Genomic DNA, 22,230 nt, shown 5'->3' on the forward strand with positions numbered 1-22,230 from the left:
CAACCCCTGGCTGTGCCGCAGACGGGGCCTGACCCTGCGGGTCAGACCCAGGATTACAGGGTTTAAGAAGCCAGCTTCTTCTTCAGCAGCTCGGTCAGCTGGGCCGGATTGGCCTTGCCTTTCGAGGCTTTCATCGCCTGGCCGATCAGCGCGTTGATGGCCGCTTCCTTGCCCGCGCGGTACTGCTCAACGGACTTCTCGTTGTTGGCAATAACCTCGTTGACGATAGCTTCCAGCGCGCCGGTGTCGGAAATCTGCTTCAGGCCTTTCTGCTCGATGATCGCATCGACCAGGTTCGGGTCTTCCGACTTGGCTTCCCACATTGCGCCGAATACTTCCTTCGCGATCTTGTTGGAGATCGTGCCGTCGGCGATGCGCTTCAGCATGCCGGCCAGCTGCGCAGGCAGTACCGGCGCTTCAGTGATCTCCACACCTTCGCGGTTCAGGGTCGACGACACATCGCCCATCAGCCAGTTCGCTGCGGCCTTGGCGTTCTCCTTGCCTGCTGCAGCAACCACGGCCTCGAAATAGGTGGCCATGCCCTTGGAGGCGGTCAGTACCAGCGAATCGTATTCCGGCAGCTTGTACTCTTCCACGAAACGCGCGCGCATCACGGCCGGCAGTTCCGGCATGGATGCCTTTACACGCTCGATCCAGTCGGCGCCGATGGTCAGCGGCGGCAGGTCCGGGTCAGGGAAGTAGCGGTAGTCCTGCGCGTCTTCCTTGGTGCGCATTTCGCGGGTGACCTTCTTGTCCGGATCGTACAGGCGGGTCGCCTGCACCACCTTGCCGCCGTCTTCGATCAGTTCGATCTGGCGCGCGACTTCCACGTGCACGGCTTCTTCGATGAAGCGGAAAGAGTTCAGGTTCTTGATTTCGCAGCGGGTGCCGAATTCCTTCTGGCCTTTCGGGCGCACGGACACGTTGATGTCGCAGCGGAACGAGCCTTCCTGCATATTGCCGTCGCAGATGCCCAACCACATCACGAGGCCGTGCAGGGCCTTGCAGTAAGCCACTGCTTCGGCTGCGGAGCGGATCTCCGGTTCGGAAACAATCTCCAGCAGCGGGGTGCCGGCGCGATTGAGGTCGATGCCCGACATGCCGTGGTAGTCCTCGTGCAGCGACTTGCCTGCGTCCTCTTCAAGGTGGGCGCGGGTCAGGTTCACGGTGCGCGTGACGAACTGGCCGTCCTTCTCGAAGCCGAAGGTCAGCTGGCCGCCCTGGACGACTGGATCTTCGAACTGCGAGATCTGGTAGCCCTTCGGCAGGTCAGGGTAGAAGTAGTTCTTGCGGGCGAAGATCGACTGCGGGGCTACTTTGGCGCCGACGGCGAGGCCGAAGCGGATCGCACGGTCGACGGCTTGCTTGTTCATCACTGGCAGCACGCCTGGCAGCGCCAGGTCGACCGGGCTGGCCTGGGTGTTTGGTTCGGCGCCGAACTTGGTCGGCGAGCCGCTGAAAATTTTGGAGTCGGTAGTGAGCTGTACGTGGTTCTCAATACCGATGACGACTTCCCATTCCATATTCTTTTCCTTAAATCGAAGAAGGCGCGCGTTTATGCCAGTCAGTACCTTGCTGGAACTGGTGGGCCACATTCAGCAGCTTCGCTTCAGCGAAGTAGTTGCCGATGATCTGCAGGCCGACCGGGCGGTTGGCGTTTTTCTCGCCTTCGCCGAAACCGCAAGGGATGGACATGCCAGGCAAGCCTGCCAGGCTGGTGGACAGGGTGAAGATGTCGGCCAGGTAGTTCGCTACCGGATCGTCTGCCTTCGAGCCCAGGTCCCAGGCCACGGTCGGTGCCACTGGACCCATGATCACATCGCACTGGCTGCCCAGCACATTGGCGAAGTCCTGCGTGATCTTGCGGCGGATCTTCTGCGCTTTCAGGTAGTAGGCGTCGTAGTAGCCGTGGCACAGGATGTAGGTGCCAACCATGATACGGCGCTGCACTTCAGGGCCGAAGCCTTGGGCGCGGCTCTTCTTGTACATGTCCTGCAAATCCTTGTAGCCCTCGGCGCGGTGGCCGTAGCGCACGCCGTCAAAGCGCGACAGGTTGGACGAGGCTTCCGCCGGGGCGATCATGTAGTAGGCAGGGATCGACAGCGCGGTGTTCGGCAGCGAAATGTCGACCAGCGTGGCGCCCAGTTCCACGAACTTGGCCAGCGCGGCGCGCACGGCCTTTTCGACGTCGGCGGCCAGGCCTTCGCCGAAGTATTCCTTCGGCACGCCGATGCGCAGGCCGGCCAGCGGCTTGTCCAGGTCGCGGGTGAAGTCTTCGGCAGCGTTGCCTTGTTCAGCGGACAGGCTGGTCGAATCGCGCTCGTCGAAGCCGGTCATTGCCGACAGCAGCAGCGCGCAGTCTTCCGCGGTTTGCGCCATCGGGCCTGCCTGGTCCAGCGAAGAGGCGAAAGCGATCATTCCGAAGCGCGAGGCGCGGCCATAGGTTGGCTTGATGCCGGTGATGCCGCAGAAGGCTGCAGGCTGGCGGATCGAGCCGCCGGTGTCGGTGCCGGTGACGCCAGGGGCCAGGCGTGCAGCGACGGCGGCAGCGGAGCCGCCCGAGGAGCCGCCTGGAACGGCAGACTTGTCCCACGGGTTTTTCACTGCGCCGAAGGCCGAGTTCTCGTTCGAGGAGCCCATGGCGAATTCGTCGCAGTTCAGCTTGCCCAGGGTGACCATGCCGGCGTCCTGGAATTTCTGCACCACGGTGGCGTCGAACGGGCTGACGTAGTTGGCCAGCATCTTCGAGCCGGCGGTCGAGCGCCAGCCTTTGGTGACGAAAATGTCCTTGTGGGCGATCGGCACGCCTGTCAGCGGGGTGGCGGTGCCAGCTGCGATGCGCTTGTCGGCTTCTTCGGCCTGGGCCAGCGTCAGGGCGCGGTCCACGTGCAGGAATGCGTTCAGGTCGCTTTTTTCAATTCGGTCCAGGAAGTGGGTCGCCAGCTGGACAGCGCTGACTTCCTTTTTTTGCAGGAGCTCGGACAGCTCTTTGATTGTTTTGGTGTGCATTCGTTTTCCTCTTTAAACCAGTAAACCGGTGTCAGACCCGCAGGGTCAGACACCAATACGCGGCAGTTGCGGGCCGGATGTCTGACCCTGCGGGTCTGACACCGCCTTACCGGTTTTATTCGATCACCTTCGGCACCAGGTACAGGCCATCTTCGGTCTTCGGCGCCACTTGCTGGTATTCCTCGCGGCGATTCGGCTCGGTTGCCACGTCTTCGCGCAAGCGCAGGGCAACCTGCATGGCATTGGCCAGCGGGTGGGACAGCGGGGCGACGCCCTCGGTGTCCACGGCCTGCATCTGCTCGGCCAGCGCGAAAATGCCGTTCAGCTTGTCCAGCATATTGGCGGAATGTTCAGCGTCCATCTCCAACTGGGCCAGTTTGGCGATGCGTTCAACGTCGTTCAGTGTCAGGGACATGGAATTGTCAAAATGTAATTTATTGGATTGATTGCCTATCACCAGTTAAATCGCGGCAAACGCCGCATAAATCAACGGTTGCGTGCTCGCACAATAGAGTGGATTTAGGGCAAATAACCTGTAGATTATAAGGTACAATCGCGGGTTAATGCGCTGCTGGTGCTGAACACCCGCCTGGCCGCATCTGACCGGATACCTCATATAACGAATTTTGCGCACAGCGCCCTACAGGACACTCATGTTTGGTTTTTTACGTCGCTATATCTCGTCTGACCTGGCTATCGACCTGGGTACGGCGAACACCCTGATTTACGTCCGCGGCTCCGGCATCGTGCTGGACGAGCCTTCCGTCGTAGCGATCCGCCAGGAAGGTGGTCCAAACGGCAAGAAAACGATCCAGGCCGTTGGTAAAGAAGCAAAACAGATGCTGGGCAAGGTACCCGGCAACATCGAGGCGATCCGCCCGATGAAAGACGGCGTGATCGCCGACTTCACCGTCACCGAGCAGATGCTGAAGCAGTTCATCCGCATGGTGCACGACTCCAAATTCTTCCGCCCATCGCCGCGTATCATCATTTGCGTGCCTTGCGGCTCGACCCAGGTGGAGCGCCGCGCGATCCGTGAATCGGCCCTCGGCGCGGGCGCATCGCAGGTGTACCTGATCGAAGAGCCAATGGCAGCGGCGATCGGCGCCGGCTTGCCAGTGTCCGACGCGACCGGCTCGATGGTGGTCGACATCGGCGGCGGCACCACCGAAGTGGGCATCATCTCGCTGGGCGGCATGGTGTACAAGGGCTCCGTGCGCGTGGGCGGCGACAAGTTCGACGAAGCGATCGTCAACTACATCCGCCGCAACTACGGCATGCTGATCGGCGAACAGACCGCCGAAGCGATCAAGAAGGCCATCGGTTCCGCTTTCCCAGGCTCCGAAGTCAAGGAAATGGAAGTCAAGGGCCGCAACCTGTCGGAAGGCATCCCGCGCTCCTTCACCATCTCGTCCAACGAGATCCTGGAAGCGCTGACCGACCCGCTGAACAACATCGTCTCCGCCGTCAAGAACGCGCTGGAGCAGACCCCGCCGGAACTGGGTGCAGACATCGCCGAAAAGGGCATGATGCTGACCGGCGGCGGCGCCCTGCTGCGCGACCTGGACCGCCTGCTGATGGAAGAAACCGGCCTGCCGGTGCTGGTGGCAGAAGACCCTCTGACCTGCGTGGTGCGCGGCTCCGGCCTGGCGCTGGAGCGCATGGACCAGCTGGGGTCCATCTTCTCCTACGAGTAAGGTTGAGTAAAAGGGCAGCGGAAGCTGCCCTTATCAATTGGAAGACATGGAATACAGTCCACCGCCACTGTTCAAGCAAGGCGCGTCCGCCCGTTTCAAGATGATGGTGTTCGCGTGCATTTCGATTGCGCTGCTGCTGGCCGATTCACGCGTGAATGCGCTGACGGCAGTCCGGCAGGGCGTCGGCTTTGTCCTCTATCCCCTGCAGAAGATTGCGTTGCTGCCGCGCGACGCCATCAGCGGCATGGGCGACTACTTCTCCACGCTGTCGAAGCTGGAGAAGCAGGTCAGTGTCCTGCAACAGCAACAGATCGCAGCTTCGCAGGCCTTGCAGCAGGCGCAGCTCTACCAGGCTGAGAACAACCAGCTGCGCAAGCTGCTCGATGCGCAGCAGCGCGTGCCTGGCAAGTCGCAGCTGGCTGAAATCCTTTACGAAGCGCGCGATGTTTTCACGCGCAAGGTGATCCTCAACCGCGGCATCCAGCATGGCGTGTCTGCCGGCTTGCCGGTGATCGATAACCAGGGCGTAGTGGGGCAGGTGACGCGCGTGTTCCCGTTCACTTCCGAAGTGACCCTGCTGACCGACAAGGAGCAGGCGATTCCGGTGCAGATCCTGCGCAACGGCCTGCGTTCGGTGGCGGTTGGCCGCGGCCAGTCGGGCAACCTCGATTTGCGCTTCATGGCGCCGACAGCGGACGTGGTGGTCGGCGATATCCTGATTACGTCCGGCATCGACGGCGTCTATCCGGCCGGTCTGGCCGTGGCGCGCGTGGTGCAGGTGGAGAGCAATGCCAGCGGCGCCTTCGGCCGCGTGGTGTGCGCGCCACTGGCCGGTACCGAGCGCAATACCGCGCTGCTGATCCTGATGTCGCTGCCGGAAATGCCGCCGCGCCCTCCGGAAGAAGAGCCGGCCGCCAAGCCGTCGAAGAAGAAAGACAAGGAAAAGGTCAAGGCGGAAGCTGCAGAAGCGCCGAAGGAGGCAACCCGATGAACCGTCCACAATACATCCTGCTGCCTGTCAGCCCGCTGTTCATTTTTTTCAGCCTGTTCTGCGCGGTGCTGCTCAACATGCTGCCGTGGGGCCGCTTCTTCGCGGCGCCGGACTTCGTGGCACTGACGCTGGTGTTCTGGGGTGTGCACCAGCCGCGCAAGGTCGGCATCGGCACCGCGTTCTTCCTCGGCCTCCTGATGGACGTGCACGACGCTTCGCTGCTGGGCGAGAATGCCCTGGCTTATACGCTGCTGTCCTATTTCGCCATCATGCTGCATCGCCGGATCCTGTGGTTCCGCGTGACGACGCAGATCCTGCACGTGCTGCCGCTGCTGTTGCTGGCGCAAACCGTGCAGATGGTGGTGCGCTTCATCGTGGCCGGCAAATTCCCTGGCTGGTTCTTTTTCATTGAAAGCGTGGTGGCAGCGCTGTTGTGGCCATTGGCGACCATGCTGTTGCTGGCGCCGCAGCGCCGCGCCGTGGACAAAGACCACACCCGCCCGATCTGAGCATGACCGAGTTCAAGAATACAGAGCAAGACCTGCACCGCTTCCGGGTGCGACTGTCCGTGCTGGGCGGGCTGGTGTTCTTTTGCTTTTCGCTGCTGCTGGCGCGCTTCATCTGGCTGCAGGTCATCAAGCATAACGACTACATTGCCAAGGCCGAGGATAACCGCATCGCGGTGGTGCCGATCGTACCGAGCCGCGGCCTGATCCTCGATCGCAACGGCGTTGTGCTGGCGCGGAACTACTCTGCGATCACGCTGGAGATTACGCCTTCCAAGCTGGCCGCGCCGATGGAGGACGTGATCGACGAACTGGCCAAGCTGGTGGAGATCACCACCAAGGACCGCCGCCGCTTCAAGAAGCTGATGGAAGAATCGAAAAGCTTCACCAGCGTACCTCTGCGCAGCCGCCTGAGCGATGAGGAAGTGGCGCGCTTCGCCGCCAACCGCTTCCGCTTCCCGGGCGTGGATATCCAGGCTCGCCTGTTCCGCCAGTACCCGCTGGGCGAGGTGGCCTCGCACGTGGTCGGTTATATCGGCCGCATCAATCAGGCTGAATCAAAGGCGCTGGAAGGAACCGAGTACGAAGCCAATTACAACGGCACCGAACATATCGGCAAGGAAGGCCTGGAAAAGAGCTACGAACGGCAACTGCATGGCGTGACCGGCTACGAGGAAGTGGAGCGTACCGCCGGCGGCCGCGCCATCCGCACGCTGTCGCGCACGCCTGCGACGCCGGGCTCCAACCTGATCCTGTCGATCGATATCGAACTGCAGAAGATCGCGGAAGAAGCTTTCGGCGAATACCGCGGCGCGCTGGTGGCGATCGAGCCGAGCACCGGCGACGTGCTGGCTTACGTCTCGCGCCCCGGCTATGACCCCAACCTGTTCGTGGACGGTATCGATGCGCAAAGCTGGAACGAACTGAATACCTCGCTCGACAAGCCGCTGATGAACCGGCCGCTGTCCGGCACTTATGCGCCGGGCTCCACCTTCAAGCCCTTCATGGCGCTGGCGGCGCTGGAAACCGGCAAACGCACCACCAGTCAGGCGATTGCGGACCCGGGCTTCTTCTACCTTGGCACCCACAAGTTCCGTGACGACGTGGTGGGCGGGCACGGCATGGTCGACATGCGCAAGTCCATCGTCGTGTCCTGCAATACTTACTACTACATGCTGGGCCGCGACATGGGTATCGATTTGATCCATGATTTCATGGCGCCGTTCGGCTTCGGCCAGCTTACTGGAATTGATCTGGAAAACGAGAAGAAAGGCGTGCTGCCGTCGCAGGAATGGAAGCGCCAGCGCTTCAAGAAGAACCCGGCGGCAGGCAAGTGGGTGGGCGGCGACACGATTTCAGTCTCCAACGGCTCCGGCTACAACAACTACACGCCGCTGCAGGTGGCGCACGCGGTGGCCAACCTGGCCAACAACGGCGTGGTCATGAAGCCGCACCTGGTCAAGATCATCGAAGACGGCGGCACCCGCAAGCGCACCCTGACCGTACCGAAGGAAAGCTACCGCATCCCGCTCAAGCAGGCCAACATCGACTTCATCAAGGATGCGATGGTGGGCGTGACCACCGAGCCCGGTGCGACCGGCTACCGCGCCTTCCTGAATGCCGGCTATACCGTGGGCGGCAAGACCGGTACCGCGCAGGTGGTGGCGATCAAGGCCAATGAAAAGTACAACGCCGCGCGACTGGATGAACGCTTGCGCGACAATGCCTGGTTTACCGCCTTCGCACCGGCAGACAAGCCGAAGATCGTGCTGGCGCTGATCGTGGAGAACGCAGGCTTCGGCGGCGCCGTGGCCGCGCCGATTGCGCGTAAAGTGCTGGACTATTGGCTGCTGGGCAAGCGCCCGACGGAAAAGGAAACGACGCCGGTGCCGAAGGAAGATGCGGTCACCGTGCCGGTGGAAGACCTGCCTGAGGCGGACGTGGATGCCGCTGCCGAGCGCCGCGCGCAGCAGCAAGGCCAGGCAGGTGGACAGCCGGCAGCGGCAGCGCCGCAGACGCCTGCACCGGTGCCGCAGGCGCCAGCGCCGGCGGACCAGAAGCCGCCGGCCGGCCCGCCGCGCAAGAGAGAATAAAGGAGGCAGCATGCCAATCAATGAAAGGCGTTCACTGTGGCGGCGCATGCGTCCGTACGTGACGGTATTCGATGGCCCGCTGATGCTGGTCATCGTCCTGCTGCTGGCGACCAGCCTGGTCGCACTGTATTCGGCCAGCATCGGCATTCCCGGCAAGATCGAAGACCAGTTGCGCAACATCGCCATGTCTTTCCTGGTGATGTGGTTCGTGGCGAATATTTCGCCGCAAAACATGATGCGCGTTGCGCTGCCGGCCTATGTGGTGACGATTTCGCTGTTGCTTGCGGTGGCCTTGTTTGGCACCATCAAGCTGGGCGCGCGGCGCTGGCTCAACCTGGGTTTCGTTCAGATCCAGCCTTCCGAATTTGCCAAGATCGCGGTGCCGCTGATGCTGGCCTGGTACTTCCAGCAGCGCCACGGACATATGCGCTGGCATGCATATGCGCTGGGCGCGGTACTGCTGCTGGTGCCGGTGTTCCTGATCGCGCGCCAGCCCGACCTGGGCACGGCGCTGCTGGTGGTGGCGGCGGGCGCCTGTGTGATTTTCCTGGCCGGCCTGGCGTGGAAAGCCATTCTTGCTCTGGTGGTGATGGGCGCTGCCTGCCTGCCGGTGGCCTGGTCGATGATGCACGATTACCAGCGCGAGCGGATCATGACGCTGATCGACCCGACGTCCGACCCTCTGGGCAAGGGCTTCCACATCCTGCAGTCGACCATCGCCATCGGCTCCGGCGGCGTGACGGGCAAAGGCTGGACGCAGGGCACCCAGGCCCACCTTGAGTTCATTCCCGAGCGCACCACCGACTTCATCTTCGCCGTGTTCTCCGAGGAGTTTGGCCTGATCGGCAACCTGGTGCTGATGTTCCTCTACCTGCTGCTGATTGGCCGCGGGCTGATGATCGCCTCGGGCGCGCCGAACCTGTTTACCCGCCTGCTGGCGGGCGCGATCACGATGATTTTCTTCACTTATGCCTTCGTCAACATGGGCATGGTGAGCGGCATCCTTCCGGTAGTGGGCGTGCCACTGCCGTTCATAAGCTACGGTGGCACTGCGCTGCTGACACTCGGATTGGCATCGGGCATCCTGATGTCGATCCAGCGACATAGAAAGCTGGTGCAAACTTGAAGAAGCACGCAATCCGACTCCTGCCGCTTGCGGCAGCCGCACTGCTGGCCGCTTGCGGTACCACGCAGACCGACTCCACTTCGCGCAAGCCGCCGCCGCCCGTGACGGCCAAGCCGCAACCGGGCATTCCGGCGCTGCCGGCCGCCGGCTCCGGGCGCGGCGCCTACTACCAGGACGACGGCCCGGGCGACAACCCGCCATCGGGCTTGCTTGAGACGCCTGATGCGGAGGTGCGCAACGATCCTCTCGCGCCTTACTCCAATCGTCCTTACGTCGTCTTTGGCAAGACCTACAAGCCTATCCCGCTTGGCTCGGACTTCAAGCAGCGCGGACTGGGCACCTGGTATGGCAAGAAATTCCATGGCCAGCGCACCTCGTCCGGCGAGATCTACGATATGTACAAGATGACGGCGGCGCATCCGACGCTGCCGATTCCTTCTTATGCACGCGTGACCAATGTCTCCAACGGCAATTCGGTGGTGGTGCGCATCAATGACCGCGGGCCGTTCCACTCCACCCGAATCATCGACGTTTCCTATACGGCGGCGCTGAAGCTTGGCCTGCTGGTCAACGGCATGAGCCAGCTTGAAGTGGTGCACCTGCCGCCGGCCGAGATCGAGCGCATGATCGCGGCGCGCAAGGCTGGCGGCAGCGCAGCGGCCACCGCTTCGGTGACGACGCCCCAGGCGCCGCAAAGCATGCCGAAGGCGGCGCCCATGCTGGCGTCCTCCAATGGCGACGAAGCCAGGCCGGTGTTGCTGGGCGGTGCAGGCGAGCAGGGCTTCTACCTGCAGCTGGGTTCTTATGCACGCGAGGACGGCGCCGACGGCCTGCGCAAGCGGCTGGAAGCAAGCGACGCCAGCCTGAAGCTCGACGTCGAGCAGGCTGGAAAATTCTACCGGTTGTTCGCCGGCCCTTACGCGAGCCGCGAAGATGCGCAGGCAGCCGGCAAGGCGCTGCCTTCAAGCCTGAAGCTCAGGCCTATCGTTATCGAGCGCTAGAGCAGGAACGGGTTTCCTGCTCGGGAAACTTGGCGGTGATCTTGGCGATGCGCGTCCTGGCGTCTTCGCTGAGGTCGCGGAACTGGAAGTACACCTGCTTGCTGCTGGTGTAGCGCGGCGCCACGCGGGCCGTTTGCACGCCTTGCTTGACCAGCGCGGCCAGTTGCGCCTGCGCGGCTGCCTCGGTGCGGAATACGCCCAGCGAGATACCCCATCTCAGCGGCGAGCTATCGTTCAGGATGAAGAAATTGGTGACGCCGAGTTCACGCAACTCGTCCGCCTTCTTTTCGGCGGCAGCGCGGCTGGCTTGCGGCGGGATGTGCACGATGTAGCTCGACACTTCCTGTTCGGCCACGTTGCGGCGCTGCTGGCGGTCGCCCAGTTCCAGCGGCGCCAGGCGGTTTTCAAACTTGCGCGCCTCGTCCAGCGCGAAGTTGCCCACTTCCACGCAGGCGACGGTGGCCGGCTCGTCGCGCGGTACCGGCGGTGGCGGGGCGAGTGCTGCTACCGCGCTTTCGGCCTTGCTGGCGCTGATCAACTGAAGCTTGTCGGCATTCTGCTGCTTTTGCAGGCGTCCAGGTTCATGCTCGTTGCCGCTGAATTGGCCGAGGTAGCCCTCGCCGTACGCATACAGCGCGGCATTGGCGACCAGCAGCAGGGCAAATATCAGTTTCAGCACGGGCGCTCCATACGGGTCAGGCGCTGCGCAAGGCAGCGTGCAGTCCAATCATCACAATGTTCTCGACGTGGCGGTGCGGCACGGGGACCGCTGGCGCGACGTAAGGCGCGGCGCCGCCGGAAATAATACATTCTACGGCCTGGTGCAGCTCGAACGCGCGTTCAATCGCACCGGCTTGCGCGGCCAGGCAGCCGGACAGGATGGCGTCGTCGGTGTTGTCGGCGAAGCCTTCCGGCAGCTTGCCGGGCTTGATCTGCGGTAGCTGGGCAGTGTTCCTGGCCAGCGAGGTGGCCATCAGGCCCAGGCCCGGCAGGATCATGCCGCCCAGGAAAGTGCCGTCAGCGGTGATCGCGTCGATCGTGGTGGCCGTACCGCAATTGGCGACCACGATGGCTTTGCCCGGGCACAGGGCGCGGGCGCCGATGGCCGCGGCGAAACGGTCGCAGCCAAGCTGCGCGGGATTACGGTAGGCATTGCGGACGCCGGCGCGCTCCGGGATGGAGGCGAACCATTCGATGGCTTGCGGATCGAGCTGCAGCTGCGGCGCGGACAGCCAGCCGGCCAGCATGTCGCGCACGGACTGGCCGGCCACGTTGGCGATCAGCACGCGGCTGATGCCGGGCGCGGCGGGCGCACCGGCAAGGGCACCGGCCAGTGCCGCCGGGAACTCGGCGGCGTCAGCATGCATGTGCGCACCTTGCACCAGCCAGTCGCCGAGGGCGGCGCCGGGGGCAACGAGCGCCCATTTGATGCGGGTGTTGCCGGCATCGATCAGCAGTTGGTAGCTCATGGCGCAAGCCTCAGCGAAACATCGCCCGACAGCACGGCCACGCGGCCAGCCGGCGTATCGAGCAGCAAGCGGCCCTGGTCATCGACGCCGGCGGCCAGTCCTTCCTGCTGGACTTCGCCCTGGTCGAGCAGCCGTACCGGCTGCCCGCGCCAGGCCTGCAGCGCGTTCCAGCGTTCGGTGAAGGCGGCAAAGCCGGTAGCGTCGAATTCCGCCAGCACCGCACACAGGCGGCTGAGCAATTGCGCCAGCAAGGCATTGCGGTCCATCTGCGCCAGCCAGGGGGCCGAGGATACTTCGCGGCCGATGGCCGCCTCCATCTCGTCCGGCATCAGCAGGTTCATGCCGCAACCGATGACGGCCCAGATGGTGCCATCCGGCGCAGCCTGGGTTTCGACCAGGATGCCGGCCAGCTTGGCGCCATCCTTCAGCATATCGTTCGGCCATTTGAGCTGGACGGGCACGCCCAGTCCATTCACGGTCTCGGCCAGCGCCACGCCGACAGCCAGCGGCAAGCCCACCATGCGGTGCAGCGGCGCGCGGAACGGCCAGGCGACGGAGAACGTCAGCGATGCGCCCGGCGCGGAGAGCCAGCTGCGGCCCGCGCGTCCGCGGCCTGCGGTCTGGCGCTCGGCCACGCGCAGCACGGGCCCGCTCAATGCGGCCGCCCCCGTCTGCACCGCGCAAGGCACGCGCGCCAGCAAGTCGGCGTTGGTCGAGCCGGTTTCGTCCACCACTTCAATGGCGACGTGGGATGCGCTGTCGGCGACCAGCGCACGGATTGCCGCAGCAGCGAGCGGTGTTGCATTCATGTTGTGCCCTTGCGCGCCTTGTGCGGCGCCTTGGCGAAAGCCCGGTCGAACAGCCAGTTCGGCAGCGCGCGCAACAAGCGCGCAATCATGCCGGCGCCGAAGGGAATGACCCGGTAGCTGTCGCCTCGCTCGATGCTGCGCGCTGCGGCGGCCGCGAAATCGGCAGGCTGCATCAGGAACGGCATCGGATATTTGTTCTGTTGCGTCATCGGCGTATCGATATATCCCGGCGCAATGGTGACCACCTTGATCCCGCTGCCGCGCAATTCGACCCGCAGCGCTTCGCAATACACCCGTACCGCGGCCTTGGACGCGCTGTAGGCGCCCCCGCCCGGCAGGCCGCGCACACCGGCAACGCTGCCAATGCCAACCAGGCGCGCCGGAGAGCCCTGCGCGCGCATCGGCGCGATGAAAGGCGAAAACGTCGCCACCGTGGCCGTGACGTTGGTGGCGATGATCGATTCGAAGACCGGCAAGTCTTCCGCCAGTTCAGTGATGGTGCCGTGCGAGATGCCTGCGCTGGCGATGACGATGTCGCAGCCGCCGGCATGGGCCAGGAAAGCTTCTGCAGCGCTGCGCAGCGCCGCATGGTCGGTGACGTCGGCCGCGTAGCAGCGGTGGCGCTCCGGATTGGGAAGGGTAGCGGCAAGCGCCTGCAGCGCCTCCGCGCGGCGTCCCAGCAGGCCGAGAACGCAACCTTGGGCGGCGTACTGCGCCGCCAGTGCCGCGCCGATGCCGCTGGAGGCGCCGGTGATGAAAACGCGCTTCAAGGTCTTACTTCTTCTCCGCCTTTGCCTTGGCCACCAGGAAATCCAGTACCGTCAGCGCATTGGCGTGCTGCTGGGCCTCGCTTGGCACCGGCTTGATGCTCTTGTTGGCTTCGGCAGGGGAGGTCATGTACTTGCCATCGACGATCAGCATCGGCCAGTAGTCGACCCGGTAATCGCCCATCATGCGTTCCGTGCGGCGCACCTTGGCCGCTACGCCAAAGCCGTTATAGGCTTCGGTAAATTTGGTCTTGTCGATGCCGTTGCTGGCGGCCCAGTCGATCACCGCGGCGTCGTTGCGCAGGGAATTGCCCTGTTCATGCATGGCGTTGAACACTTTCGCATGGTTCTGCTCCACCAGGCCGAGGGCTTCCAGCGCGAAGAACAGCTTCTGCTGCGGCAGCACGGACGGGCCGCGGCTCACATGGATGCGCTTGAACACCACGTTGTCGCCTTGTCGCTTGACCCAGGCGGCCATGGCCGGATCGAGTACATAGCAGTGCGGGCAGTAGTAAGCGAAGAACTCGATGACTTCAACCTTTTTGCCGGTGTCTACCGGCTGCGGCTCTGGCAGCACCACGTAATCGGTGCCGGCCACTGGCGCCGCCGGAGAGGCAATGGCGCCGAACGCGACGCCGCACAAGAGCGCGGCCAGGATCTGCTTAAACAGTTTCATCGCTCGCACTTCCCTTATTTTTGATTACGGACGACGGCAACATCGATGCCGTTTTCAGATAGCTTGGCGCGCACCTTGTTCATGGCCTCCACCTGGGTGAAAGGACCCATGCGCACGCGGTGCAACACGCCGGCGTCGGTGGCGCGGTCGGACACCGTCGCTTCGAAGCCCAGCAGGGCCAGCTTTGCGCGGGTGTTTTCGGCGTCGCCGACTTCGCGGAAGGCGCCGGCCTGCAGGTAGTACACGAACTTGTCTTCGCCTGGCAGGGCAGGCGCCGGGGCGGCTGACTGCGCCGGTGGCGCCGCGCTGTTGACCGGCGGCGGGGCCGCGGGCGAAGTGGTGGCAGGCGCCGGTGCCGGTGCCGGAGCCGCTGGCGCTGCCGCCGGGGCCTTGGCCGGAGCATGGCCCTGCGCCTGGATGTTGTCCACTACCTTCTGCAGTTCATCGGCTGGAGCTGGCTTCGCGTTATCGCGCTCGAATTCGCTGTTTGCCTTCTTCACCGCATCCTTGTTGCCGTACATCGGCTTGTTCGGATCGGCGATCTGGCCGGATGCTTCATCGGTCGGCTTGCCGTTTTTCGGCGCCTTGTCGGTGAACGGCGTCTGGCCCTTGGTGATGCTCAGGGCGACGACGACGGCGATGACCAGGCCGATGACCAGGCCGATGATGAAGCCAACCAAGGTATTACCTTGTTGCAGACGCGGAGAAAAGCGCGAGGAGCGAAAAGCCATGTGGACCTTACATTTGGTTAGGAGCAGAAACACCGATCAGTGCCAGGCCGTTGCGCAGCACCTGGCGGGTAGCGACCATCAGGGCCACGCGGGCCAGCTTGGTCGCTTCGTCTTCCACTAGCACCTTTTCGGCGAAGTAGAAGGAGTGCAGGGCGGCGGCCAGGTCGCGCAGGTAGAAGGCTACCTGGTGCGGGCCCAGTTCCGCCTGGGCGCGGGCCAGCACTTCCGGATACTGCGCCAGGGCGGCCAGCAGGGTCGCTTCGGTCGGCGCGGTCAGCGGCGACAGGTCGACGTTGGCGACCGAGGCTTCGTCGCCGCCCCAGTTTTCCAGCATGCGGCAGATACGCGCATGGGCGTACTGCACGTAGTAGACCGGGTTTTCGTCGGAAGTTTTCAGGGCAACGTCGACGTCGAACACGAATTCGGTGTCGGCTTTGCGCGAGATCAGGAAGAAGCGCACGGCATCGCGGCCCTTGGTGATGTCGCCGCCGCCGGACCATTCGATCAGGTCGCGCACGGTGACGTAGGAGCCGGCACGCTTGGAGATCTTCACCTCGGCGCCGTCCTTCATCACGGTGACCATCTTGTGCAGCACGTAGTCGGGGAAGCCTTGCGGAATGCCCAGTCCGACCGCCTGCAGGCCTGCGCGCACGCGGGCGATGGTGCCGTGGTGGTCGGAGCCCTGCACGTTGATGGCCTGGGTGAAGCCGCGCTGGAACTTGACGATGTGGTAGGCGACGTCCGGCACGAAATAGGTGTAGCCGCCGTCGGTCTTGCGCATGACGCGGTCCTTGTCGTCGCCGTAGTCGGTGGTGCGCAGCCACAGCGCGCCGCCGTCTTCGTAGGTGTGGCCGTTGGCGACCAGGGCTTCCACGGCCTTTTCCACCTTGCCGTCGGAGTACAGCGAGGATTCCAGGTAGTAGTTGTCGAACTTCACGCCGAAGGCCTGCAGGTCGATGTCCTGCTCGTTGCGCAGGTAGGTCACGGCGAAGGCGCGGATGTTCTCGATGTCTTCCACGTCGCCGGAGCCGGTGACGGGCTGGCCGTCGGAGGCGGAAACGGTCTTTTTGGCCAGGAAATCGGCGGCGATATCGGCAATATAGTCGCCGTTGTAGGCCGATTCAGGCCATTCCGCGTCGCCCGGCTTGAAGCCCTTGGCGCGGCACTGGACCGAGGTAGCCAGGGTCTGGATCTGGACGCCGGCGTCGTTGTAATAGAACTCGCGGGTGACCTTGGCGCCTTGCGCTTCGAACAGCGAGGACAGGGCGTCGCCCAGGGCGGCCTGGCGGCCGTGGCCTACGTGCAGCGGGCCGGTCGGGTTGGCGGAGACGAATTCGATGATGACGTTCTTGCCGGCCAGCGATTCGCTCTGGCCGAAGGTCGCGCCCTGTTGCAGCACGGTCTTGACCACGGACTGCTTGGCGGCGTCGGTGACGCGCAGGTTGATGAAGCCCGGGCCGGCGATGTCGGCCGATGCGACCAGGTGCTTGCCGGCCGGGTCTTCCTGCAGGGCGGCGACGATCTTCTGCGCCAGCTCGCGCGGGTTCATCTTGAGCTGCTTGGCCAGCTGCATGGCGATATTGCAGGCGACGTCGCCGTGCGATGGGTCGCGCGGGCGCTCCAGCACCACGTTGGCTTTAACGTCGGAACCTTCCAGGATAGGCTTGAGGGCGGCCTGGAACAGGGAAATGATCTCTTGCTTTTGTTGGGCGAGCATGTGAATAGCCGGGAACGTCTGAAAGAGGGACATTATACTGAAAAGCGTATCATTCCCTCTATTGCTTGACTTGACTCAGTGGATGGCTTGATTGTCCTGTTACGCTGTGGTTTTTATTGGCTGGAGACTCCAAATGCTTTCGCTGTCAGAATTGCAAGAATTGGCCTGTGCCCTTCCCGTCGAAGACAGGGCCCGGCTGGTGCGCGCGGTTTTGGATTCGCTGCCCGATGAGGGCTGGGGTTCTTTGCATCCGGACTGGATGGCGGAAATTGACAACCGTCTGGCAGCATTTGAACGAGGCGAGTTGGACGCTATTCCGGCCGAAGAGGTATTCAAGCAAGCATATAAAAAGGCGAGCTAAATGGCGGCTCGCTTCCTTGCGCCAGCGAGGAAGGAACTCCTCGACCATATTGATTTTTACGACGCGCGTCGACCCGGCTTAGGGAAGTTGTTTGTTCGGGCCGTGGAGCGCGCGGTTCGGCTGGCAGAAGCATTTCCTGACGCCGGGTGTCCCATTGCGGAATCTGTCCGGAGGATAGTGGTCCGCAATTTTCCGTTTGAATTGCTCGATAAGACAGAGTCACATGGCATTCTGATCATCGCAATTGCACATCAATCCCGGCAACCGGGATATTGGCGTGATCGCATATGACGGCGGTTTCATGGCTTAGGTCGGTCTTGTCCCGGGTTACAATCTTGGTTTTCACAGATTTACCGCGATGAATACGGCCGCCCGGCCGTGCCGCCGGCTGGCGGGCGCGATAACAGGATTGCAATGACTAAGAAAGAGCGCCCAACTTTATCCCTCAAACCCAAGGCTAAACCGGCTGCACCGGCGGCCAAGGCGCCTCGTGCGCAGGGGGATGGCGGACAGCGCTCCGCTGGTTCGGACCGTCCGCGTACCGCCGGCCCGCGTCCGGCTGGCCAGCCGCGCGGCGAATCAGCACCACGGGCCAATACGCCGCGCCCGAGCGGCGAGGGGGCCCAGCGCGGCTTCGGAGCACGCCCTGACCGCGAAAATCGTGGCGAAGGCCGCAGCGAAGGCCGTGCCGACCGCGAGCAGCGCAGTTTCGCGCCGCGTTCGGACCGGGAAAACCGCGGCGAGGGCCGCGACGACCGTGGCCAGCGCAGCTTTGGCACGCGCGCAGGCGGCGAAAACAGCCGCAATGAAGGCCGTGGCGAAGGAGTCCAGCGTGGTTTCGGCAGGCGCGAAGGCGCCGATTTCCGCAACGATTCGCGTTCGGATCGCCCACAGCGTGATTTTGGCCGTTCGGCCGGCGGCGAAGGTGCAGGTTCCGGCTCGCCTTGGGCAGCCCGCAAGCCTGCGGCTCGTGGAGAAGACGCACCGGCGCCACGTGCGCCAGCCAAGCCGGCCATCCGCGAAAGCCACCATCGCGACCTGAAACCTCGCGTACAGACCGACTTCCAGTCCGAACTGAAACAGGACTCGCTGGCCTTTGCGATCCTGGGCGCAGCGACTGCGGCAGTGCAGGTCCAGCAGGGCACGGCATTGCCGCAGGCCCTGGCAGCCGTATTCGCAAACAACGGCGCCATCCCGCAAGCGCGCGGCGCGATCCAGGACATCGCCTACCGCGCCATGCGCCAACTGGCACTGAGCGAAATCCTGATCGGCCTGATGGCGCCGAAAGCCCCGGACCCGCTGGTCCAGTCGCTGCTTTCCATCGCCCTGCCGCTGATGCACCCGGCCGACGGCAGCCCGGCCCCGTACGAAGCCTTCACGGTCGTCGACCAGGCCGTAACGGCCGCCGGCTCCCACCCGGACACCGCGCGCGCGAAAAACATGGTCAATGCCCTGCTGCGCCGCTTCCTGCGTGAAAAAGAGGAACTGCTGGACGAAGCCCTGCAGCAGCCGGAAGCACAATATAACTACCCGCAATGGTGGATCGACTCCGTCATCACCGCCTACCCGAAGAACTGGGAGCAGGTACTGGCCGCCGGTAACAAGGCGCCGCCGCTGACGCTGCGCGTGAATACCCGCCGCACTTCGCTCAAGGACTACCTGGAGCGCCTGGCCGCGCAGGGCATCGAAGCGACCCAGGTCGGCGAATTCGCGGTGCGCCTGGCCAAGCCGGTGCCGGTATACCAGATCCCGGGCTTCGACCAGGGCGACGTATCGGTGCAGGACGCCGGCGCCCAGCTGGCCGCGCCTTTGCTGGACGTGCAAGCCGGCATGCGCGTGCTGGACGCCTGCGCCGCCCCGGGCGGCAAGACTTGCCACATCCTCGAACTGGCTGATGTCAATTTGATAGCATTGGACGCCGATCCAAAGCGCCTGCAGCGCGTCCAGGAAAATCTCGACCGCCTGCAATTGCAGGCAACGCTGCAGCCGGCAGAAGCCCAGGCCGACGCGTGGTGGGACGGCCAGCCATTCGACCGCATCCTGGCCGACGTGCCTTGCACCGCCTCCGGCATCGTGCGCCGCCACCCGGATATCCGCTGGTTGCGCCGCAAGAGCGACACCCGTCAACTTGCAACACTTTCGTCGCAAATTCTCGACAACCTTTGGAAAATGCTCGCCCCCAATGGTAAATTGCTGTTCGTGACATGTTCGTTGTGGCCGCAGGAGTCCGAGGCGCAGGCGGCCGCTTTCGCGGTGCGCAACCGCGCCACCCGCCTCGATGCGCCGGGCCAATTGCTGCCTCTGGGCGGCGCCGGGCAGGATCACGATGGTTTGTTCTACGCATTGTTCCAGAAAGATGCGTAACCCTTTGACGAGCACCAGGCAAGTGATCCAAAGATTTCTTCGACTCCTTTGCTGGCAGTTGCTGTTGACGCTTGCGTGCGCGTTGCCGCAGGCTGCCCACGCCTCCGACGAGACGGTGGAGATTACGCGCGCCTATATCGAGGCGGCGGAAGAGGGGTATCGCCTGTCCTCGGCCTATTCCTTCGAGCTGAGCCACGGGATGGAAGAAACCGTGCAGTCGGGCGTCCCGCTGCACTTCACCACGGAAATCAGCTTTACCCGCCCGCGCTGGTACTGGTTCGACGAAAAAGCCGTCACTGCCAAGCGCACCCACAAGCTGTGGTACGACGTCCTGATACGCCAGTACTACGTGAAGATCGTCGGTTCCGTTGCCCAGCCTTTCCAGACGCTGGACGAAGCCCTGTTTTTCATCCGCCGGCCTACCCGCTGGGTAGTCGCGCCGCGCGGCGCCCTGAAGGTGGGCGAAACGTATAACGTGACCCTGCGCATGGGCATGGACAAGGATTTCCTGCCCAAACCGATCCAGGTCAACGCCTTCAATAACAGCGAGTGGCGACTCTCGTCCAGCAAAAAAACCTTCCAGTACAGGGCCGAGTAAGTGACGTCTGCCCTCCGGTACTTGTTTGTCGTCGCTGGCGCGACATGCAGCATATTGCTGTTCCTGCTCGCCTCCGCCTCCGATAATTCCGCCTTCTTCGACCGCTATTACGGCTGGCTGCTGGGCCTGAACGCCTCCGTCGCGGTGGCGCTGGTGCTGCTGGTCGGGTTCTCCCTGTTCCGCCTTTATTCGCGCTACAAGAGCGGCAAGTTCGGATCGCGCCTGATGACCAGGCTGGTGGTGCTGTTTGCCGCCATCGGCGTCTTGCCCGGCCTGGTGATCTTCCTGGTGTCGGTGCAGTTCGTGTCGCATTCCATCGATTCCTGGTTCAACGTGCGCGTGGAAGAGGCGCTGGACGCCGGCCTGGACCTGGGCCGCTCTGCGCTGGATGAATCGCTGGCCGAACTGGAAGCGCAGGCGCGCGGCACCGTGCGCCAGCTGGCCGAAGACCCGTTCTACGCCGCCCCGGCCACGCTGGCGCGCTTCGTGCGCCGCCATCCAGGCACCCAGAGCGCCATCATCGTCGACGCCGACGGCGGCCTGATCGTGTCGGCCATGGGCGAGCGCCGCATCAACCTGTCGGCCGACCTGCCTTCGGCCGCAATGCTGAACAAGGCCAAGGACGAACCTTCCTATGCCGCCTACGAAGGCGGCGGCGAGCTGCGCGACGACCGCATCGGCGCGCCGCAGCCGGCGCCGCTCGACGCCAACAGCGTGCTGCGCCTGCGCGTGCTGATGGCGATTCCCGATCCGGTGCAACCGTCCGGCGCCCACCTGGCGCCGCGTTACCTGCAGATCATCCAGGCCGTGCCGCAAAAGCTGGCCAGCAACGGCGAAATGCTGCGTACCGCCTTCTCCGAATACAAGGAGCGCTTCGTGGCCCGCGTCGGCCTGCGCAAGATGTATATCGAAACGCTGACGCTGACGCTGCTGCTGGCAGTGTTTGGCGCCATCGCCGCCGCCTTCCTGATCGCAAACGACCTGGCGCAGCCGCTGCTGCTGCTGGCCGAAGGCACCCGCGCCGTGGCCGAAGGCGACTTGTCGCCGCGCCCCATCGTCGCCAGCTCGGACGAACTGGGCACGCTGACCCAATCGTTCAACACCATGACGCGCCAGTTGTCCGAAGCGCGCAGCGCTGTGGAACGCAACCGCATTGCGCTGCAAAACGCCAAGGCCCACCTGGAATCGGTGCTGGCCAATATGTCGGCAGGGGTGATGGTGCTGGATTCCGAATTCCGCCTGGTCACCTGCAACGACTCGGTCGAGCGCATCCTGCAGCACGCCGGCGTGACCCTAATCGGGCAGCCGCTGGCCGAGGTGGATGGCATGCAGGAGTTCGCCGCCGCCATCATCAACGCCTTCTCGGCGCAGTCGGCGCAGACCGCGGCCGGCCGCAACCTGCAGCGCCTGCACTGGCAGCGCCAGATCGAGATTCCGCGCCCGCCCGGCAGCGCCGAAGAAAATGAACTGATCCTGCTGACGCGTGGCTCGCGCCTGCCGCTGGAAACGGGCATCGGCTACATCGTCGTGTTCGACGATATCACCGATGTGATCTCGGCCCAGCGCTCGATCGCCTGGGGCGAGGTGGCGCGCCGCCTGGCCCATGAAATCAAAAACCCGCTGACGCCTATCCAGCTGTCGGCCGAACGCCTGCAAATGAAGCTTGAATCCAAGCTGGCGGGCCCCGATGTGGAATTGCTCAACAAAGCCTCCACCACCATCGTCAACCAGGTCGCCGCCATGAAACGCATGGTCGACGACTTCCGCGATTACGCCCGCACCCCGCCCGCCGTACTGCAGCCGCTCGACCTGAACACCCTGGTCGAGGACATCCTGCACCTGTACGTGAGCGGGGAGGGCGACGACATCATCCACGCCAACCTGGCGCCGGCCCTGCCCATGATCCTGGGCGACGACACACAATTGCGCCAGGTGATCCACAACCTGCTGCAAAATGCGCAGGACGCGCTGCAGGAGCATCCTCCTGCCGACGCCAGGCCGCGCATCGACGTGGTCACGGAGGGCATCATCTACCAGAGTGCGGACGGCGGCACGCGTATTGCAGTGCGCCTCTCAATCTCGGACAATGGCCCCGGTTTCGCGCCGAAAATCCTGGCCAATGCGTTCGAACCGTACGTGACGTCGAAGGCAAAGGGCACGGGCCTGGGCCTGGCGATGGTGAAAAAGATTATCGAGGAACACGGGGGCCGGATCGATATCCAGAACCGTGACGATAGTAGTGGTGCGTCGGTGCTGATTTTGCTGTTAAAGTTGGCGTCGGTGTAGTTGGCATAATATTGTTGTACCAATAAAAT

Annotated in this window: 21 protein-coding genes; 11 read left to right on the forward strand and 10 right to left on the reverse strand. The window is 63.6% G+C overall.

Features of this window, described 5'->3' with window-relative positions:
* Positions 1-62: 62 nt before the first annotated feature.
* The 3 genes from gatB to gatC form a co-directional block, all read right to left on the reverse strand.
* On the reverse strand, positions 63-1,523 hold the full coding sequence (gene gatB, locus ACN9M3_RS06105) for an Asp-tRNA(Asn)/Glu-tRNA(Gln) amidotransferase subunit GatB (protein ID WP_426321195.1): 1,461 nt from the start codon (positions 1,521-1,523) through the stop codon (positions 63-65).
* Positions 1,524-1,533: 10 nt separating this feature from the next.
* Positions 1,534-3,009, reverse strand: a complete 1,476-nt coding sequence (gene gatA / locus ACN9M3_RS06110; RefSeq protein ID WP_426321197.1) for an Asp-tRNA(Asn)/Glu-tRNA(Gln) amidotransferase subunit GatA — start codon at positions 3,007-3,009, stop codon at positions 1,534-1,536.
* A gap of 115 nt (positions 3,010-3,124) precedes the next feature.
* On the reverse strand, positions 3,125-3,424 hold the full coding sequence (gene gatC, locus ACN9M3_RS06115) for an Asp-tRNA(Asn)/Glu-tRNA(Gln) amidotransferase subunit GatC (RefSeq protein ID WP_426168661.1): 300 nt from the start codon (positions 3,422-3,424) through the stop codon (positions 3,125-3,127).
* Positions 3,425-3,662: 238 nt separating this feature from the next.
* On the opposite strand from gatC, the gene ACN9M3_RS06120 reads away from it, so the two are divergent.
* The 6 genes from ACN9M3_RS06120 to ACN9M3_RS06145 are packed head-to-tail and all read left to right on the forward strand — an operon-like array spanning position 3,663 to position 10,423.
* Positions 3,663-4,706 (forward strand): rod shape-determining protein, encoded by a 1,044-nt coding sequence (locus ACN9M3_RS06120; RefSeq protein WP_028102363.1) that lies wholly within the window; start codon positions 3,663-3,665, stop codon positions 4,704-4,706.
* Positions 4,707-4,752: 46 nt separating this feature from the next.
* Positions 4,753-5,697, forward strand: a complete 945-nt coding sequence (gene mreC / locus ACN9M3_RS06125; protein WP_426168664.1) for a rod shape-determining protein MreC — start codon at positions 4,753-4,755, stop codon at positions 5,695-5,697.
* Positions 5,694-6,206: a rod shape-determining protein MreD gene (gene mreD / locus ACN9M3_RS06130; RefSeq protein WP_130316749.1), complete on the forward strand. Its 513-nt coding sequence runs from the start codon at positions 5,694-5,696 to the stop codon at positions 6,204-6,206. The genes mreC and mreD overlap by 4 nt, the downstream gene beginning before the upstream one ends.
* Positions 6,207-6,208: 2 nt before the next feature.
* Positions 6,209-8,296 (forward strand): penicillin-binding protein 2, encoded by a 2,088-nt coding sequence (gene mrdA / locus ACN9M3_RS06135; RefSeq protein WP_426168667.1) that lies wholly within the window; start codon positions 6,209-6,211, stop codon positions 8,294-8,296.
* Between the two features lie 10 nt (positions 8,297-8,306).
* Positions 8,307-9,422, forward strand: a complete 1,116-nt coding sequence (gene rodA, locus ACN9M3_RS06140; RefSeq protein ID WP_426168669.1) for a rod shape-determining protein RodA — start codon at positions 8,307-8,309, stop codon at positions 9,420-9,422.
* Positions 9,419-10,423: a septal ring lytic transglycosylase RlpA family protein gene (locus ACN9M3_RS06145; RefSeq protein WP_426168672.1), complete on the forward strand. Its 1,005-nt coding sequence runs from the start codon at positions 9,419-9,421 to the stop codon at positions 10,421-10,423. The genes rodA and ACN9M3_RS06145 overlap by 4 nt, the downstream gene beginning before the upstream one ends.
* Here the strand turns inward: ACN9M3_RS06145 and ACN9M3_RS06150 are convergent.
* The 7 genes from ACN9M3_RS06150 to argS are packed head-to-tail and all read right to left on the reverse strand — an operon-like array spanning position 10,410 to position 16,592.
* Positions 10,410-11,102, reverse strand: a complete 693-nt coding sequence (locus ACN9M3_RS06150) for an SPOR domain-containing protein (protein WP_426321201.1) — start codon at positions 11,100-11,102, stop codon at positions 10,410-10,412. The two genes, ACN9M3_RS06145 and ACN9M3_RS06150, sit on opposite strands and share 14 nt — an antisense overlap.
* A 16-nt stretch (positions 11,103-11,118) precedes the next feature.
* Entirely contained in the window at positions 11,119-11,892 is a 774-nt protein-coding gene (locus tag ACN9M3_RS06155) for a type III pantothenate kinase (protein WP_426168676.1), read from the reverse strand.
* Positions 11,889-12,701 carry a biotin--[acetyl-CoA-carboxylase] ligase gene (locus ACN9M3_RS06160; RefSeq protein WP_426168679.1) on the reverse strand — a complete coding sequence of 271 codons (813 nt, stop codon included), beginning with the start codon at positions 12,699-12,701 and terminating at the stop codon, positions 11,889-11,891. Before ACN9M3_RS06160 ends, ACN9M3_RS06155 begins: the two co-directional genes overlap by 4 nt.
* The gene (locus tag ACN9M3_RS06165; protein ID WP_426168682.1) at positions 12,698-13,471 is read right to left on the reverse strand and encodes an SDR family oxidoreductase; all 774 of its coding nucleotides are present in this window, start codon (positions 13,469-13,471) and stop codon (positions 12,698-12,700) included. Before ACN9M3_RS06165 ends, ACN9M3_RS06160 begins: the two co-directional genes overlap by 4 nt.
* A 4-nt stretch (positions 13,472-13,475) precedes the next feature.
* Positions 13,476-14,144 carry a thiol:disulfide interchange protein DsbA/DsbL gene (locus ACN9M3_RS06170; protein ID WP_426168684.1) on the reverse strand — a complete coding sequence of 223 codons (669 nt, stop codon included), beginning with the start codon at positions 14,142-14,144 and terminating at the stop codon, positions 13,476-13,478.
* Between the two features lie 14 nt (positions 14,145-14,158).
* The gene (locus ACN9M3_RS06175; RefSeq protein ID WP_426168687.1) at positions 14,159-14,875 is read right to left on the reverse strand and encodes an SPOR domain-containing protein; all 717 of its coding nucleotides are present in this window, start codon (positions 14,873-14,875) and stop codon (positions 14,159-14,161) included.
* Positions 14,876-14,882: 7 nt separating this feature from the next.
* Entirely contained in the window at positions 14,883-16,592 is a 1,710-nt protein-coding gene (argS, locus tag ACN9M3_RS06180; protein WP_426168690.1) for an arginine--tRNA ligase, read from the reverse strand.
* 133 nt (positions 16,593-16,725) lie between these two features.
* On the opposite strand from argS, the gene ACN9M3_RS06185 reads away from it, so the two are divergent.
* The 5 genes from ACN9M3_RS06185 to ACN9M3_RS06205 all read left to right on the forward strand — a co-directional run bounded on the left by ACN9M3_RS06185 (position 16,726) and on the right by ACN9M3_RS06205 (position 22,201).
* The gene (locus ACN9M3_RS06185) at positions 16,726-16,953 is read left to right on the forward strand and encodes an addiction module protein (RefSeq protein WP_426168693.1); all 228 of its coding nucleotides are present in this window, start codon (positions 16,726-16,728) and stop codon (positions 16,951-16,953) included.
* Entirely contained in the window at positions 16,954-17,244 is a 291-nt protein-coding gene (locus ACN9M3_RS06190; RefSeq protein ID WP_426168695.1) for a type II toxin-antitoxin system RelE/ParE family toxin, read from the forward strand.
* Between the two features lie 723 nt (positions 17,245-17,967).
* The gene (rsmB, locus tag ACN9M3_RS06195) at positions 17,968-19,317 is read left to right on the forward strand and encodes a 16S rRNA (cytosine(967)-C(5))-methyltransferase RsmB (protein WP_426172124.1); all 1,350 of its coding nucleotides are present in this window, start codon (positions 17,968-17,970) and stop codon (positions 19,315-19,317) included.
* 64 nt (positions 19,318-19,381) lie between these two features.
* Positions 19,382-19,915 carry a DUF4390 domain-containing protein gene (locus tag ACN9M3_RS06200; protein ID WP_426168697.1) on the forward strand — a complete coding sequence of 178 codons (534 nt, stop codon included), beginning with the start codon at positions 19,382-19,384 and terminating at the stop codon, positions 19,913-19,915.
* Complete coding sequence (locus ACN9M3_RS06205; protein WP_426321206.1) at positions 19,916-22,201, forward strand: ATP-binding protein; 2,286 nt, start codon at positions 19,916-19,918, stop codon at positions 22,199-22,201.
* Positions 22,202-22,230: the final 29 nt, after the last annotated feature.

Source organism: Pseudoduganella sp. R-43, from assembly GCF_049913255.1.
Classification (GTDB): domain Bacteria; phylum Pseudomonadota; class Gammaproteobacteria; order Burkholderiales; family Burkholderiaceae_D; genus Rugamonas.